Genomic DNA, 15,405 nt, shown 5'->3' with positions numbered 1-15,405 from the left:
CGGCCATGCGTAACCAACTGTCTTTGCGGGCGGCCCTTCGGCCGGTCCGCGCAATTCGGCACGATTTGTCCGCACCCAGGCGGGCAAAGGCCGCGGACGCGTGCCGGCCGATGCTCCGCCTGACCCATTGCGCATGCGGCTCTCTCGCCCTATTTCTGGTCGCCGCGGTGCCAGCATGGGCACAAACGAGCACATGGACCAATACGGGTTCCGGCAACTGGACCACGCCGGGAAACTGGGACACCGGGACCGTACCCAGCGCAACTGTCAATGCGGACATAGAAAATGGCGGAACAGCCGTCGTGACGAGCAGCGGGCAGACTGTCGACCTGCTGCAAGTCGGCGCGGCGGGCACAGGATCGCTGGTGATCCAGAACGGCGGTACGCTGACCCAGGCCAGTGGCGCGGCGTTTACCGCGATCGGTACGGGCAGCCTCACCATCAATGGCCAAGGGTCGACCTACAGTACACCGAACAACCTGCTGCTGGGGCGCGGCACCGGGAGCAACGCAATCACGGTGGAAAACGGTGGCCGACTCTATACGGGCAACGCATTTATCGGCGAGGGCAGGTCCAGCGTCAGCACCAACATCAGTGCAACGGTGACCGGTTCCGGCACATATTGGAATGCAGGCGAATTCCTCGGTGTCGGCGGCGGACCGAACGCCGCGACACTGACCATTTCCGATGGCGCCACGGTGACCGCACAAAGCACTGTCGCGATCGAGTCGATCGGATCGGGCGCAACCGGCATTGCCACGGTGACGGGCCCCGGCTCCCAGTTGCTGCTGCCAGGTACCGCACTTGCGATTGGCGAACTTATCAACGGCGGCGAGGGCAACGGCACGCTGACGATCTCGAATGGCGGCCTCGTTTCCGCGCAAACCGTGACGCTGGGTGAATTCGATGCGGGTACCACCGGCGTGCTGAACCTCGACGGCACACCCAGCGCCCGCGGCGTTCTGGTGACCAGCAGCCTGGCAAGGGATCTCGGCAGCGGCACTGTCAACTTCAACGGCGGCATCCTGCGCGCAGGCGCCCCCAGCTCAAATTTTATTTCTGGATTCAGTGCCGGCAGCCTGGTGGTCAATTCAGGCGGCCTGTATCTCGACACAAACGGATTCGACGTCACGGTCACGGACGGAATGAGCGGCAGCGGCGGCCTGACCAAGATCGGCAACGGCACGCTGGTCCTGAACGGCGATAACACGCTGACGGGTAACAGCGAAGTCAGCGCCGGCACACTCGAGGTCGGCGACAGCAGCACCACCAACGCGGTACTCGGCGGCAACCTGACGGTCGATGCGGCCGCGGCCGTGCTCGGGTACGGCACCATAGGCGGCAATCTGATCAACAACGGGACGGTGGTTCCGGGCGGAACCCGCGGCAATATAGGCACCTTGTCGGTCGGCGGCAACTACACGCAGGCCAGCACGGCGACACTGTCGATCGAGGTGAGCCCGATGTCGGCCTCGCAGTTGAAGGTGAACGGCAGCGCGACGCTCAACGGCGTGCTGGCCATCACCTACGATCCCGGCACGTACACGGCGAGGAAGTACACAATCGTTTCCGCGTCGGGCGGGGTGTCCGGGAAGTTCTCCAGCACCACGGCGACGCTGTCTGGCGGTGCGAATCTCGGCACGTTGCAATCGTCCGTGACGTATGACACAAACAGCGCCGATCTCGTGCTGGCCAACGCCTCGACCACGACGCCAGTGGTCGTCGCGCCGAACGACACGAGCATCTATACGGCGCTCGGCACGGCAGCGGTGATGAACGCACAGGGCACCACGGCGGCGCTGCTTGATCGCACCGGCGGCGCGAGCACCGCGACCCCAGGCGCGCCCAATGGCTGGGTCAGAGCGACGGGGGCACAGACGAAGGTGGGCAGCTCGAACGGCGAACCGGGCTTCCAGGCCAACCAGTATGGTTTCCTCGCGGGCCTTGAGCAGCGGCTGGGTGACTACACGCTCGGCGTGGCGGGTGGTTACACGCATACCGATCTGGACGAGCAGATCACCGGCGACTCGGGCGCGACCGATACGCTGCGTGCGGCACTTTATGCGAGCCGCTGGCTGGGGCCGGTCAGCGTCTCCGGCACGCTGGGCTACGGAATCGACTTCCTGTCGCAGAAGCGGCCGTTTGCGGGTGTCGGGACGGCCGAGGGCGATCACATGGGTCAGGAATTCACGACCGGTGCGCAGGCGAGCCTGCCGTTGACGCTCGGCAGCGTCGTGCTGACGCCGCGCGTGGGTCTGCGCTACGCGTACTTCCACGCGAACAGCTTCGGCGAAAGCGGGGCGGCAGCCCAGGATCTCGACGTCAGCACGGACAACGTGCACAGCCTGCAGCCCTACGCTGAGCTCACGCTCGACAAGGCCTTTGGCGATGCGCTCAAACCGGTGGACGTGCAGTTACGCGTGAGCTACGCGCGCGAAGTGCTCGATGCGAGCCGCGCCGTGAGCGTGGCATCGCAGGACGGTACGCTCTTCACAGCGCCGGGCACGAGCCTGCCGCGCGGCTATCTCACGACCGGCATCAGCATCGGCATGCAACCGGTGAAGAACCTCAGGCTCTCGCTGGGCTATGACACTCTCATCAACACGACGCACGCGTCGGCACAGGCAGGCACGCTGCGGGCCGATTACCGGTTCTGATCCGGGCGCGTGCGACGCACCCCTGCGGCTCGCAGCGTGGCGAGATCAGGGAGCCCGGCGACCGCCATGAGCAGATCTGCCTCAGCCAGGACGGACCGGATGACGTCCGCCGCAGCCGGAACCTTGAGCGGCTATGGGGAAGGAAGGTTCAAATCACCTTTGCACTCCAACGGCTCATCAGCATTTGATGGCGGCTCTGCTATATTCGTGCGACATTTGTCCAACCCAGCGGGAGCGCAATGTCATGACCACCCAGCGGATCATGCGTATCACCAAACGGCTCGCATTCGTCGCGCTCGCGCTGTTGGGCCTCTGGTCCAGCGCGCCAACATGGGCCGACGACAATGCCACCGCGCTTAGGGACAAGTACGACACGCTCGCGCCGCAACTCAAGTCAAATGTGTTTCATCGCCCGATCCATCTGGACTCGGAAGAAACGCAGAACATGTTGCAGGGGGATATCTACGCCGTCGTCGATTATCCGTTCGCGACCGTCAACAGCGCATTCAACGACCCGCAGCAAGGCCCCGCGAACTGGTGCGAAGTGCTGATCCTGCATCTGAACACGAAGTACTGTCATGCAACTTCAGGCAGCAACGGCGCGACCATCAGCATGAACGTCGGCAAGAAGACAGAACAGGAACTCGGTGACACGTTCCGCGTGCAGTTCAATTACCGTTCGGTTGCGACGACTCCCGATTACTTCCAGGTCGATCTGAGCGCGGCCCAGGGACCACTCAGCACGAAGGACTATCGCATCGTGCTCGAAGCCGTCGATATCGGCAAAGGGCACACCTTCCTGCACCTCACGTACTCGTATGGATTCGGCATGGCAGGACGCATCGCGATGAAAACCTATCTCTCGACCATAGGCAGCGCGAAAGTGGGCTTTACGCAGGCGTCGAGCGGCGATTACATCGGCGGCGTGCGCGGCCTCGTCGAGCGCAATACGATGCGCTATTACCTCGCCATCGACGCATATCTGGGTTCGCTTGCCATTCCAGCCGACAAACGCGTCGATCAACGCTTTGCGACATGGTTCGATGCAACGGAGCAGTACCCGCACCAATTGCATGAACTGGACCGGCAAGAGTATCTGCAGATGAAAAAGAACGAGTACCAGCGCCAACAAACGGCTCAATAGAAGAACTGCGGACGAGAACCGCGCTTATAATCTCCCGGCAGCCGTTAGCCCTTCTCCCGGGTTTCGATCAGTACCGCACAGGGCGACTGTTCGATGACTTTTCCGCAAGTCGACGGGTTGGCCCAGCGGCGTAGCCGCGACAAATGGTGATGTCCCATCACAATGACCTCGGCAGTCAGCAGCCGGGCTTGTTCGATGACGACGTCGACCGGATTTCCCGCGCAGAAGTGCTGTTCCACCGTGAGATTCCGGTCGGCAAGCTGTGCGGCTGCGGCAGCCAGGACGGATTGTGCGAAAGATGTCTGCGCGTGTGCGGCCGGATAGTTCAGGCCATCGGGCGCGACACCGTTTTCGCAACCTGGGGGCAATGCATAGGATGGGTCGACAACGCATAGAAGGTGTACGGTTGCCGTGCCTGGCGCCGCCACTCGGCGGGCGAGGTCGACGACGTGGACACTCTGGGGCGAGCCGTCCAGCGGAATGAGGAGGATATTGAACATGGTTGCCCTCTTACGGCGAATGCCGGCGGTGATGAGGAAGGCGCTGGCGGACCGGCGCCCTGCTTCCCTCAGGAAACACAGTGACGATCAGCATGGATTGTGCGCCTGAACATAAACAGAGGTCTGTACGTTGTCGTACCGCATTCTCACCCTGGTAGGCGTAACGTTTCCAGCAGCAGCGACGACGGCCCGAATGGCTGTCGTTCAATCAGTCAGGTGGCGCCATGGCAAACAGAATCATCTCAAGCATGACACATGACGCTCACATGACCGTCAAGGATCATATTGCCGATGGTTGGGTGGCAAGCCTGTGCATCGTGCCGAAGGGCGAATCAGAAGGCAAAGAACTCATCAACCTCGATACCGTATTCGAACGCGAAGACGTTGCATGGGAAACGGTCGAAACGCTTGCTCGCGCAGAGCTTAGCAGTCTGAAATAGTACAAAGCCACACGTCCAGATGAACACGCTCGCCCACGATCCGGTCAAGCAGCCGCCTCGTCCAAAACTGCTGCAGGTGATGGGTCCCGGCCTCATCACCGGCGCATCGGACGATGATCCGAGCGGGATCGCAACCTACTCCCAGGTCGGTGCTCAATTTGGCTATGGCCTCGCCTGGACTCTGCTGTTCAGCTATCCGTTAATGGCCGCGATCCAGGAGATCAGCGCGCGCATCGGACGCGTCACCGGCAGTGGTATCGCCGGAAACCTGCGTGAGCACTATCCGCGCTGGTTGTCGACCAGCATAGTCGGATTGCTGCTAGCGGCGAACATCATCAACCTGGGCGCGGACCTGGGCGCCATGGGCGCAGCGCTCAAGCTCCTGATCTCGGGTCCGGCACTACTCTATGTGTGCGGTTTCGGGCTGCTGTCAGTGGTACTGGAGGTCTTCACCCGCTATGCACGCTATGTGTCGGTTCTGAAATGGCTGTGCCTGTCACTGTTCAGCTACGTGATCTGCGCATTTGTCGTTAAAGTGCCGTGGGGTCAGGTCGGCTGGGCCGTAGTGTGGCCGGCGCTCTCCATTAAACCGGATCACCTCGTTGCAATCGTCGCGGTCATGGGTACGACGATCAGCCCCTACCTGTTTTTCTGGCAGGCCGAGCAGGAAGTCGAAGACGAAAAGGAACGGCCAGGCGCGCATCCGTTGACCCACGCGCCGTGGGAAGCGGCCGCGGAGTTCACGCGGATACGCGTAGACACCTACCTCGGCATGGCGCTCTCGAATGTGATCGCGTTCTTTATCGTCGTGACGACGGCGACGACCTTGCATGCGCATGGACTCGTCGATATTCAGACTTCGGCTCAGGCCGCAGAAGCGTTGCGCGGCATAGCCGGTCCATTCACGTTCGTTGTGTTCGCTGCCGGCATTATCGGCACCGGTTTGTTGACGCTGCCGGTGCTAGCCGGCTCGGGGGCCTATGCGGTGGGCGAACTGTTCGCGTGGAGGGTGGGCCTCGCGCGTCCGCCGTCGCAAGCAAAGGCGTTTTACGCCGTGATCGCCGCGGCAACGGCTATCGGCGCCGGCCTGAACTTCACGTCTATCGATCCGGTCAAGGCGCTTTATTGGAGTGCCGTCCTCAACGGTGTCGTCGCGGTCCCAGTGATGATCGTCATGATGCATCTCTCGATGCGTAAGCCCATCATGTCCGGTTTCACGCTGCCGCCAACACTACGGATCCTCGGCTGGGTTGCCACCGGCGTGATGGCGGCAACCGTTGTGGCGATGGGTGTCAGCTGGCTCGCGTGAAAAAGCTGCTTCGAGCAATCTGTTCATTGCATTACGCCTCCAATGAGCGCAAGGTGGGTCATTCACTGCGCTGTTTCCGATCGGCTGTTATGCCGTCAATATCCGGGCCGAGCTCAGCGGAACCCACCGCTCATCAAGGAGCCCATCATCATGATCCCCACCACCACGTACCACGGACACGAATTACGTGCCTATGCTCACCAGCAATTCCCGCCTTTCGGCGATCCGTATGCCAAGGGTGCAAGGCGCTTTTCTTCCGTGGTGCGAATCGACACCATTCCATCGAACGAAACAGACGTACGCCGCTACGCGACAGTCTTCGATGCTATAAGCCCCGCCAGTTTCGACGATGCGATCGACCTTGCCATGCAGTTTGGCAAGGACATTGTCGACGGCAAGGTTCAGGCTACGGCGCTCTAAGCGCGTGCAATCCAATCCCAGGACGGCGCCCGCCGTCCGAATGAATTCTTCGAGGCCGCCATGTATAAACGCATTCTGGTAGCGATCGACGGCAGCGAAACGTCTGAACATGCGTTCGACACCGCGCTGCAGCTCGCACGCGATAACGACGCACAGTTGCAGCCGCTCTACGTCGTTGACAACCCGTTGATGGCATACGACGCGTCCGGTTATGACCCGACGATCCTGCGCGATGCCTTCGTCGAGGAAGGCCAACGGCTACTCGCGGATGCCCTGGCGCGGATGAAGCACGAAAACGTGGCCGGCGCACCGCGGATCGTCGACGTCGCGCCAGTCGGCGAGGACATTTCGGAGCGCATCCGCACCTCAGCTAACGAATTCAATGCGGACCTGCTGGTGCTCGGCACGCACGGGCGACGGGGTTTCAAGCGTCTGTTTCTAGGTAGCGTGGCCGAACGCGTCGTGCGAAGTGCAAGCTTGCCGGTGCTGCTGGTGCCGAGCCGGCAAGCGCAAACCACCGTCGCGGATGCGGCCAGACCCAGCCACACCGAACTCGCCGCGGCGACGCACGAACTGCCCCGCTAAGCCGGCTTGAGTCTTGTCCCATGAGCACTCCGCAACTCCACTCCGCCGCCATTCCGCTTATGCAGCGGAAGCCAATGCCTGTTGCGGAGACCGGCCTCGTACACATCGCGCCCGGGTTGCTCGGTAAAACATCGCGGCTGCGGCTGCTCATGTTCTGGATCGTCGGACTGATGGGCTTTCTCGCCGTCATTCTGGTGGTACTGCACCTCGGTTCACTGCAAAAGATGGCCGAACTGATACGCTCGGCTCGTCCCGGCTGGATGCTGGTCGCGCTTGCGGTTCAGTGCGGCACCTATGTCAGCGCGGCGTTCGTATGGCGCGTGGCATTGCGCCAGGCCGGCCATCCACTGGCTCTGCGTACCCTGATTCCCCTCGGCATCGCCAAGGTCTTTACCGATCAGGTGCTGCCAAGCGGCGGCATCAGCGGCACGATGCTCGTGGTGCGCGGCCTGACCGGCCGACACGTCCCCGCCGGAATTGCGATGGCCGCCATGCTGGTGGGCATGGTGTCGTACGACATCGCCTATCTGTTCGTGGTGCTCGCAAGCACCGGCGTGCTGTGGCTCCAGCATCGGTTGAACGTAGCGCTGATCGCCGGTGTGGCGATCTTCGTGGTCGTTACGGTAATGGTGCCGGCTGCCGTGCTGGGACTCAAACAATGGGGCAGCCGTGCGCCGATCGCATGGCCGGCCGCAATCAGCACATCCGCAATTGATGACGCGACCATCCACACGCTCGGCCGCGTACCCCGCATGCGCCGACGATGTCGAATCGCGTATAGCGTAGCCTGCCCGCCGAACACGAGGACCACAAAGGTCCGCGTGCGCAAGGCATCGAGATTCAGGTCCAAAGCAAACTTGCCGATAGCGAGCGCGCCAGTGCAAAACGCCACGAGAGCAAAGCCAATAAACACACCGACCAAGGTCAGATGTCAGAATTGCATGACCGGCTACCACGAGACCGATCACCAGCAGGAAAGCAGTGGCAATCTTCTCGAGGACTGAATTTAGAGTGTACGTAAGGATGCGCTGAAACATCAGGCGCCCTTCCTTGACTGCTGTGACGATACCGCCGAGGCCCGCTTCAGTGAGCACCATCCCGGCCACCGATCTAGCCACATCCGTCGCCGTCGACACCGCGCCGATCTGCGCCAGGCGCCGCGCAGGCGCATCGTTAGCGCCGTCGCCGCACATGCCCACACTACTGCAGACATCACACTCACTCCCTTGTGTCGAAACACTGTGCAGCCGATGCCCCTTCTGAACGATCAGAGCGCCACAGCATGCCGGCCAAGTACCCGTGGATCTCCGACTGGCAGAATGACCCGCCCGTGCACTTCGTTGATCACATCGGCTGCCGACAGATAGAACGCGAGCGCTGCAGTGACAAGCCCCATATAGCCGCCCGCCATCCGCACCAGCCCTGAACCCGTCCACTCTCCTCCAGCCAGCAGGCCGAAGGTGATCCAGAGCGCCAGAAAAATAAACTGCAGCGCGCGAGGCGAGCGAAACGTGGCCAGCCACATATAGAACGTAAAGACGCCCCAGAGGAACAGATACCACCCGACGAACGCGGGCGGCACCTTGTCGTGTAAAAAGAGCACGAACAGTGCAAACGACCACCAGAACGCGCCGTAACTAAGAAAGGCCGTCGCCCCGAAGGTATTGCCGCGTGGCAACTCCATCATCCCGGCAATGGCCTGCGCGGTCCCACCGTAGGCGAGCGCACAGGCCAGCACGAGGCCCATCGACTCGCCCGAAAACCAGCCGGCGTTGATCATGCTCAACAGCCACGTCGTCAATGCAAAGCCAGCGAGACCCAGTGGCGCGGGGTTCGCTAGTGTGGTTCGGATCGGTGCGCTGGCCATGGCCTGCTCCTGAGGATAATAAGCATTCCGGCAATCTCGCGACCTTCGCGATGCATCACCCGAGTTGATCGAGAATCGCCGGATTTTCCAGCGTGGATACGTCCTGAGTGATCTCTTCGCCGGCCGCCAGCGAGCGCAGCAAGCGGCGCATGATCTTGCCCGAACGGGTTTTCGGCAGATTCTCGCCGAAGCGGATTTCTTTGGGCTTCGCAATCGGCCCGATCTCCTTGCCGACCCAATTGCGCAATTCGGTCGCGATCCTGATCGCCACGTCGCCGGTTGGCCGCGCGCCCTTGAGCACCACGAACGCGACGACGACTTCGCCAGTCGTCTCGTCGGCACGGCCGACGACCGCGGCTTCCGCCACCAGTGGATTCGCGACGAGCGCCGACTCGATCTCCATCGTGCCGAGGCGGTGACCCGAGACGTTGAGCACATCGTCGATACGACCGGTAATCGTGAAGTAGCCGGTGTCCTCGTCACGTACGGCGCCGTCGCCGGCGAGGTACAGGTTGCCGCCGAGTTCTTCAGGGAAGTAACTTTTCTTATAGCGCTCCGGATCGCCCCAGACGCCACGCAGCATCGACGGCCATGGACGTTTGATGACCAGAATGCCGCCCTGCCCGTTCGGCACATCCTGCCCGGTTTCGTCGACAATCGCGGCCATGATTCCCGGCAGCGGCAGCGTGCACGAACCCGGCACTAAAGGGGTGGCGCCCGGCATGGGCGCGATCATGTGGCCGCCCGTTTCCGTCTGCCACCAGGTGTCGATGACAGGGCAATGGCTATGGCCGACGTGTTCGTAGAACCACGTCCATGCGGCCGGGTTGATCGGTTCGCCGACCGTGCCGAGCAGACGCAACGTCGACAGGTCGTAACGGTTCGGATGAACTTTGGGATCGGACTCGGCCAGCTTGATGAGCGAGCGGATCGCGGTCGGCGCGGTATAGAACACCGTCACCCGGTGTTTCGCGATCATCTCCCAGAAGCGGCCGGCGTTCGGATAAGTTGGCACACCTTCGAATACGACCTGGGTCGCGCCGATCGCCGTCGGACCATACGCGATATAGCTGTGACCGGTAATCCAGCCGATGTCGGCGGTACACCAGAAGACGTCGCTGCGCTTCGCATCGAACGTCCACTTCATGGTCTGCGCGGCCCACATCAGGAAACCGCCCGTGCTGTGCTGCACGCCCTTCGGCACACCGGTCGAGCCAGACGTATAGAGAATGAAAAGCGGATGTTCCGCGCCCACCCATTCCGGCTCGCACGTGCCGGTTTCGGCTTGCGACAACTCGTGCATCCAGAGGTCGCGCCCTTCGTGCCATGCGACCTTGCCACCCGTGCGCTGATAGACGATGACGCTTTTTACTGCCTCACAACCGCCCATCGCAAGGGCTTCGTCTGCGATGCTCTTCAACGGAAGCGCCTTACCACCGCGCATCTGTTCGTCGCAGGTGACCAACGCGATCGCGCCCACGTTGACGATCCGTTCGTTGAGCGACTTCGAAGAGAAGCCGCCGAATACGACGGAATGCGTCGCGCCAATGCGCGCGCACGCCTGCATCGCCACGATGCCTTCAATCGACATCGGCATGTAGATCACTACACGGTCGCCTTTCTTCACGCCCCGGGTTCGCAGGGCGTTGGCAAAGCGACTCACCCGTTCGAGCAATTGCCGGTAGGTGACGCGCGTGACGGTACCGTCGTCGGCTTCGAAGATCACGGCGATATGGTCTCCGTTACCGGCTTCGACGTGGCGGTCGAGGCAATTGTAGGAGGCATTCAGCGTGCCGTCCTTGAACCACTCGTAGAACGGTGCGCGTGATTCATCAAGAACCGAAGAGAACGGCGTTTTCCAATGCAGCATTTCTCGCGCGCGCCGCGCCCAGAATCCCGCGTAATCGCGTTCGGCTTCGGCGACCAGCGCGCGATAGGCATCCATGCCCGAGATCTCGGCGTAAGCGGCCACGCTGGGGTGGGGAAGAAAAGCCTGCGGCTCCTCCAGAATCGAATCGCTGGTGGACATGATGTCTCCGTTGCACGCATTCACGCGTACTTGATAGATGTGTTCCGCTGAGTTACAGAGACCCTGCTGCGTCGGGCGCAACAAGGCAATTCGCCCGATCGGTTCAGTCACGCGACGGCCGTTCCGGGTGGAATTGGGAGAGCGTGCAACTCGATCAGGGAAGCCTCTGGCATGCGAAGCTGTTGCGTTCGCTGGGGTAGGAAAAACACGGAGCTTGAGATGACGGTGCTCGCGCAGCGGCCAGAAGTCGGTACGGTGGCGTACCAGCGTTAGAACTCTGTGTCTGCAGAACGTCTTATCTACGTTACGGCAACAAAATCAAACGGCTCTTTCGTCAGTTCAGCAGCGATGAAATCAACAAATGCGCGCCCCGCCATACGGGTGGTTCGCCCCATCGGGAAATACGCATGCACGGGCAACTCGGCCATTTTCCATTCGGGCAGTAAGTGCACGAGCGCTCCGTGGTCGACCTCCGACCGACACGCCCATGAAGTCGTCGAGACAATTCCAAGGCCGGCGACTGCCGCTGCAAGCGCGCCCGCGGTGTCGTTAGTCGACACGTGAGGTTGCACGTCGACCGAGGTCGCCTCGCCATCGCGCTCGAATTGCCACGAAGACGGTTGCGCCCCGGCGGGTCCGCCGACCACGCGATGCGTCGCAATGTCCTCCGGTATGGCCGGCGTGCCGTGCAGGTCGAGATAGGCAGGCGATGCCACGACAACGCGATGCATCTTGCCGATCAATCTCGCGGTGCCAGCCGAGTCCGGCAGACTGCCCACCCGAATGCCGACATCGACCGCTTCGCGAATCATGTCCTGCCACCTGTCGTCGAGCATGATCTCCAGCCTGAGCAAGGGGTGACGTTCCGTGAAGGCCGACAGCCGCGGCATGACCACGCGCATAGCCATGGTCGAAGGCATGGCAAGACGCAGCACACCACGCAACTCACCTGTTTCCCGGACGCTGTTCTCCGCGTCGTCGATCGCCGCCAGGATCGGCTCCATGCGGCCGAGAAATTCCAGACCGGCTTCAGTGGGTACCACCGCGCGCGTGGTGCGCGTGAGCAAGCGGGCGCCGAGAGACGCTTCGAGCTCGGCGATCATCCGCGAGACTTGCGATTGCGCCAATCCACATTCCCGTGCAGCCGCCGAAAAACTGCCCAGCCGGGCGACGCGGGTGTAAAGCCTGAACGTCAGGACGTCTTTCAAGCCCCCTCCTTGTTTCAGCGGACAACAAGCCCGATGAGCCGCGGTGTCACCGCGTAGTGACACCTTCATCGCATCGATGCTCGCTCAGCATAAATCTTAGCCGAATTAGACGGCTACCGAGCCGGAAGCGAAACCGCGACATTAGCGCCGTGGCCTGGCATCAAACACCGGGCCGTGATCGGAACCATGCAATGGCATTGGCTCCGATGCCTCGATAGCCCTGCAACTGAAGCCCGGCGCTACGAATGAGCCGCGGCTTCATATCTGGAGAATGACTATGACCGCAACAGTCCTCGTGACCGGCGCCTCTGGCGACACGGGCCGACCGACCGTCGAACGTCTGCTTGAAAAAGGTTTTCACGTGCGCGCTCTGGTGCGCAAGGACGATCATCGTGCGCATCGGCTGCGCGAGCTGGGCGCCGAAGTGGTATTCGGCGACATGATGAGCTTGCGCGATATCCGTCTTACCATGGCCGGCGTTCAGCGCGCTTACTTCTGTTTTCCGCTCGCCGAAGGGTTGGTAGAAGCGGCGGTGATTTTCGCCCAGGCCGCAAAAGAGCAGGACCTGGAGTTGATCGTCAACATGTCGCATAAGCAATCGCGGCCCGCTGCACGCAGCAAAGCGACGCAGAATCACTGGCTGTCCGAGCAAATTTTCAACTGGTCTGGCGTGCCGTCAGTACACCTGCGAGTCACGTTCTTTGCCGAGTGGCTGCTTTATATCGCGCCGCAAATCCGCTACGGACGTTACGTTATGCCCTACAACAAAGAGAGCCGCTTCGCGCCCATCGCCGGCAGTGACATCGCTCGCATCATTGCGGGCGTCATAAGCAATCCGGCCCCTCATGTCGGAAAGGCGCTGGCGCTGCACGGCCCGGTCGAGTACAGCCATGAGGAACTCGCCGCCGAAGTGGGTCGCGTGCTCGGCAAGCAGCTTCCCTACGAGCATGTCACCGTATCGACTTTCCTGGAACTGTTCGGTCTGCAGAATGCCGATGCCATGCGGCGACATTTCGAGGCCGTCACGATCGACCAGCAAGAAGGCTTGCTGGCCGGCACCGATAGCACCGGAACCGAAATCGTCGGCCAGCCGTTAACGACGGTCGAGCAGTTCATCAAGGCGAACCTGTCCAGATTCGTCATCGAATACCCGCTGGTGGCGTCAAGGCACTAATCAGGGGCGGCACGACTGGGAGCGGAAGTTCGTCTTCCGGTCGACGCCCGAACCGATCCATGCTGTTCGAAGATAGGTCTTAGCCTGAAACGAAGACTACCGGGCGGCTCCGCAATACCCGATAGTGTCAACAACGGAAACGAACCGCCGATTGCAAAAGGAAGCGATCTTCGAGGTTGGCTGTTGCGACACATGCCGTTCTCAGGTTGTAGACGAAAGACTTCGAAATCATTCAAATCCATTTACTAAGGAATATTAATCATGTCCAAAAAAGTTCTGATTGCTGGCGCTACCGGCGATACGGGTCGCGCAGCTGTTCGCGAGTCGATCGCGCTGGGTCTCGACGTACGTGCGATGGTGCATAAGAAGGATGACCGGTCCGCTGCACTGGAAGCGCTGGGCGCTGAAGTGGTGGTTGGCGACCTGCTCGAGATCAACACCATCCGCGACGCCATGAAGGACGTGGATGCCGCCTACCTGGTATGGCCCGTGCAACCTGGACTGATCAACGTGACAGTGAACTTTGCGCAAACTGCGAAGGAAACGGGCGTCAAGACGGTGATCAACCTCTCGCAGCGCTCGGCCAACCGCGAGTCCAGCAGCGATTCCTGCCGCGACACCTACCTTGCTGAGGAGATTCTCAACTGGTCGGGTCTGCCCGTCATTCATCTGCGCCCCACTTATTTTCTCGAGTGGCTGCTCTACCCGTGGCAACTGCCGTATCTGCAGCAAGGTGTTCTGCGTATGCCGGTTGGCAAGGGCCGTCACTCGCCGATTTCAGCAGACGATCAGGGTCGGGCCATCGCTGCGCTGCTGAAGAGCCCGGAAGCTCATATAGGCACGACGATCCCGCTCTCCGGCCCGGTCGAGATGGACCACGAACAGATGGCCGCTGAGTTGTCCGAAGCGCTCGGTCGCAAGATTGTGTTTCAGGATCTGCCGATCGACGAGTATTGCGCCTCGATCACAGCGATGGGTGTGCCGCCCTACATCGTCCAGCATCTGGGCGGCGCAATGGCGGATTACCAGATCGGCCGCATGTCCGGCGCGGATAACAACGTCGAAAAGCTGACTGGCCGCCGGTCGATGACGGTCGGTGAATTCGCTCTCCTACACGCCGACAAGCTAAACGCCTAATGACATGCGTTGGATCCGGTGACTCGTCGAGAACCGGATTCAACACCTCTCTCTCATCAAATTCAAAAGGACATCATCATGGAAATCTCTAACTCTGTCGCGCTCGTCACTGGCGCGAACCGTGGCATCGGGCGTGAATTCGTCGCCGAACTGCTGAAGCGTGGCGCGGCGAAGATCTACGTCGCGGCACGGGACACCGCTTCGCTGAAAGAACTGCTCAGAGAAGGCGACAGCCGGCTCGTCGCCCTGCCGCTCGATGTCACCGATCCCGATCAGGTTGCCGCCGCAGCGGCGATTGCAGCGGACATCACGCTGCTGGTCAACAATGCGGGTTACGCGGCCTTCGAGGGTGCGATCGCCGCCCCGAACATGGACGACGCCCGCCGTGAAATGGAGGTCAACTACTTCGGCACCCTGTCGCTGACCCGTGCATTCGCACCGGTATTGGCAAAAACGGGCGGCGGCGCGTTGCTCAACATGCTGTCGATGCTCGCGCTGGTCAGCCTGCCGATGGCCGCGACCTATTCGGCTTCCAAGTCTGCGAGCCTCTCCCTTACCCGCAGCCTGCGTGCCGAATTGGGCGCACAAGGCACGCAGGTGGTGGGCGTGCTTGCAGTTCAGACGGAGACGAGCATGGGCACAAAGCTGCCCGAACCGCGCATGACGCCGCAAGAAGTCGTCACTGACGCGCTCGACGCGATTCAGGCCGGTACCAACCATGAAATCGTCGCCGGCAATCAGACGCGAGCCATTCACGAGGCCTTCGTCGCCGATCCGAAAGGCCTGCAGGCAAAGATGTCCACGCGCTTGCCGCAACGCACGTAACCCACTTTCTCACGTTAAGGCTACGCTGAAAAAGGTCAACGCCACTGAGCCTTCAATCGTTAGATGCGCATGAAACAACAGACCCTTGCGATGGCGGCCGATCAAGGCGC

The 15,405-nt window shown here is 61.4% G+C and carries 14 protein-coding genes; 10 read left to right on the top strand and 4 right to left on the bottom strand.

Annotated features, from left to right (window positions below; all coding sequences use genetic code 11):
- Positions 1-110 precede the first annotated feature (110 nt).
- Together P3T40_RS42370 and P3T40_RS42365 are read left to right on the top strand one after the other, a co-directional pair.
- The gene (locus tag P3T40_RS42370; RefSeq protein ID WP_429273634.1) at positions 111-2,657 is read left to right on the top strand and encodes an autotransporter outer membrane beta-barrel domain-containing protein; all 2,547 of its coding nucleotides are present in this window, start codon (positions 111-113) and stop codon (positions 2,655-2,657) included.
- A 244-nt stretch (positions 2,658-2,901) separates the two neighbouring features.
- Positions 2,902-3,801 carry a hypothetical protein gene (locus tag P3T40_RS42365; RefSeq protein WP_429273633.1) on the top strand — a complete coding sequence of 300 codons (900 nt, stop codon included), beginning with the start codon at positions 2,902-2,904 and terminating at the stop codon, positions 3,799-3,801.
- Between the two features lie 44 nt (positions 3,802-3,845).
- Here the strand turns inward: P3T40_RS42365 and P3T40_RS42360 are convergent, their stop codons facing one another.
- Positions 3,846-4,301 (bottom strand): universal stress protein, encoded by a 456-nt coding sequence (locus P3T40_RS42360; RefSeq protein WP_429273632.1) that lies wholly within the window; start codon positions 4,299-4,301, stop codon positions 3,846-3,848.
- Between the two features lie 224 nt (positions 4,302-4,525).
- Between P3T40_RS42360 and P3T40_RS42355 the strand changes: the two genes are divergently transcribed.
- From P3T40_RS42355 to P3T40_RS42335, 5 genes are all read left to right on the top strand, one after another.
- Positions 4,526-4,741, top strand: coding sequence for a hypothetical protein (locus P3T40_RS42355; protein WP_429273631.1), 216 nt, complete (start codon positions 4,526-4,528; stop codon positions 4,739-4,741).
- A 19-nt stretch (positions 4,742-4,760) separates the two neighbouring features.
- Positions 4,761-6,050 carry an NRAMP family divalent metal transporter gene (locus tag P3T40_RS42350; protein ID WP_429273630.1) on the top strand — a complete coding sequence of 430 codons (1,290 nt, stop codon included), beginning with the start codon at positions 4,761-4,763 and terminating at the stop codon, positions 6,048-6,050.
- Between the two features lie 147 nt (positions 6,051-6,197).
- On the top strand, positions 6,198-6,470 hold the full coding sequence (locus P3T40_RS42345) for a hypothetical protein (RefSeq protein ID WP_429273650.1): 273 nt from the start codon (positions 6,198-6,200) through the stop codon (positions 6,468-6,470).
- A gap of 60 nt (positions 6,471-6,530) precedes the next feature.
- Positions 6,531-7,055, top strand: a complete 525-nt coding sequence (locus P3T40_RS42340) for a universal stress protein (protein ID WP_429273629.1) — start codon at positions 6,531-6,533, stop codon at positions 7,053-7,055.
- Between the two features lie 20 nt (positions 7,056-7,075).
- Positions 7,076-8,059, top strand: a complete 984-nt coding sequence (locus tag P3T40_RS42335) for a lysylphosphatidylglycerol synthase transmembrane domain-containing protein (RefSeq protein ID WP_429273628.1) — start codon at positions 7,076-7,078, stop codon at positions 8,057-8,059.
- Positions 8,060-8,322: 263 nt separating this feature from the next.
- On the opposite strand, the gene P3T40_RS42330 is transcribed toward P3T40_RS42335, so the two are convergent.
- The 3 genes from P3T40_RS42330 to P3T40_RS42320 form a co-directional block, all read right to left on the bottom strand.
- The gene (locus tag P3T40_RS42330) at positions 8,323-8,922 is read right to left on the bottom strand and encodes an acetate uptake transporter (protein WP_429273627.1); all 600 of its coding nucleotides are present in this window, start codon (positions 8,920-8,922) and stop codon (positions 8,323-8,325) included.
- A gap of 55 nt (positions 8,923-8,977) precedes the next feature.
- Positions 8,978-10,951 (bottom strand): acetate--CoA ligase, encoded by a 1,974-nt coding sequence (gene acs / locus P3T40_RS42325; protein WP_429273626.1) that lies wholly within the window; start codon positions 10,949-10,951, stop codon positions 8,978-8,980.
- 299 nt (positions 10,952-11,250) lie between these two features.
- Positions 11,251-12,159: a LysR family transcriptional regulator gene (locus P3T40_RS42320; protein ID WP_429273625.1), complete on the bottom strand. Its 909-nt coding sequence runs from the start codon at positions 12,157-12,159 to the stop codon at positions 11,251-11,253.
- A gap of 295 nt (positions 12,160-12,454) precedes the next feature.
- Between P3T40_RS42320 and P3T40_RS42315 the strand changes: the two genes are divergently transcribed.
- The 3 genes from P3T40_RS42315 to P3T40_RS42305 all read left to right on the top strand — a co-directional run bounded on the left by P3T40_RS42315 (position 12,455) and on the right by P3T40_RS42305 (position 15,295).
- Entirely contained in the window at positions 12,455-13,333 is an 879-nt protein-coding gene (locus P3T40_RS42315; RefSeq protein ID WP_429273624.1) for an NmrA family NAD(P)-binding protein, read from the top strand.
- A gap of 261 nt (positions 13,334-13,594) precedes the next feature.
- Positions 13,595-14,470, top strand: coding sequence for an NmrA family NAD(P)-binding protein (locus P3T40_RS42310; RefSeq protein WP_429273623.1), 876 nt, complete (start codon positions 13,595-13,597; stop codon positions 14,468-14,470).
- A gap of 78 nt (positions 14,471-14,548) precedes the next feature.
- Positions 14,549-15,295: an SDR family NAD(P)-dependent oxidoreductase gene (locus P3T40_RS42305; RefSeq protein ID WP_429273622.1), complete on the top strand. Its 747-nt coding sequence runs from the start codon at positions 14,549-14,551 to the stop codon at positions 15,293-15,295.
- Positions 15,296-15,405: the final 110 nt, after the last annotated feature.

It is taken from the genome of Paraburkholderia sp. EB58, from assembly GCF_050436665.1.
GTDB lineage: Bacteria > Pseudomonadota > Gammaproteobacteria > Burkholderiales > Burkholderiaceae > Paraburkholderia.
The sequence above is the reverse complement of the archived record's forward strand: the minus strand, read 5'-3'. Positions and strand labels throughout refer to the sequence as shown.

What these genes read in the sequence shown, in the direction of transcription:
- P3T40_RS42370 (WP_429273634.1), top strand. Translation starts at nt 111, where the DNA reads ATGCTCCGCCTGACCCATTGCGCATGCGGCTCTCTCGCCCTATTTCTG.
- P3T40_RS42365 (WP_429273633.1), top strand. Translation starts at nt 2,902, where the DNA reads ATGACCACCCAGCGGATCATGCGTATCACCAAACGGCTCGCATTCGTC.
- P3T40_RS42360 (WP_429273632.1), bottom strand. Translation starts at nt 4,301, where the DNA reads ATGTTCAATATCCTCCTCATTCCGCTGGACGGCTCGCCCCAGAGTGTC.
- P3T40_RS42355 (WP_429273631.1), top strand. Translation starts at nt 4,526, where the DNA reads ATGGCAAACAGAATCATCTCAAGCATGACACATGACGCTCACATGACC.
- P3T40_RS42350 (WP_429273630.1), top strand. Translation starts at nt 4,761, where the DNA reads ATGAACACGCTCGCCCACGATCCGGTCAAGCAGCCGCCTCGTCCAAAA.
- P3T40_RS42340 (WP_429273629.1), top strand. Translation starts at nt 6,531, where the DNA reads ATGTATAAACGCATTCTGGTAGCGATCGACGGCAGCGAAACGTCTGAA.
- P3T40_RS42335 (WP_429273628.1), top strand. Translation starts at nt 7,076, where the DNA reads ATGAGCACTCCGCAACTCCACTCCGCCGCCATTCCGCTTATGCAGCGG.
- P3T40_RS42330 (WP_429273627.1), bottom strand. Translation starts at nt 8,922, where the DNA reads ATGGCCAGCGCACCGATCCGAACCACACTAGCGAACCCCGCGCCACTG.
- acs (WP_429273626.1), bottom strand. Translation starts at nt 10,951, where the DNA reads ATGTCCACCAGCGATTCGATTCTGGAGGAGCCGCAGGCTTTTCTTCCC.
- P3T40_RS42310 (WP_429273623.1), top strand. Translation starts at nt 13,595, where the DNA reads ATGTCCAAAAAAGTTCTGATTGCTGGCGCTACCGGCGATACGGGTCGC.
- P3T40_RS42305 (WP_429273622.1), top strand. Translation starts at nt 14,549, where the DNA reads ATGGAAATCTCTAACTCTGTCGCGCTCGTCACTGGCGCGAACCGTGGC.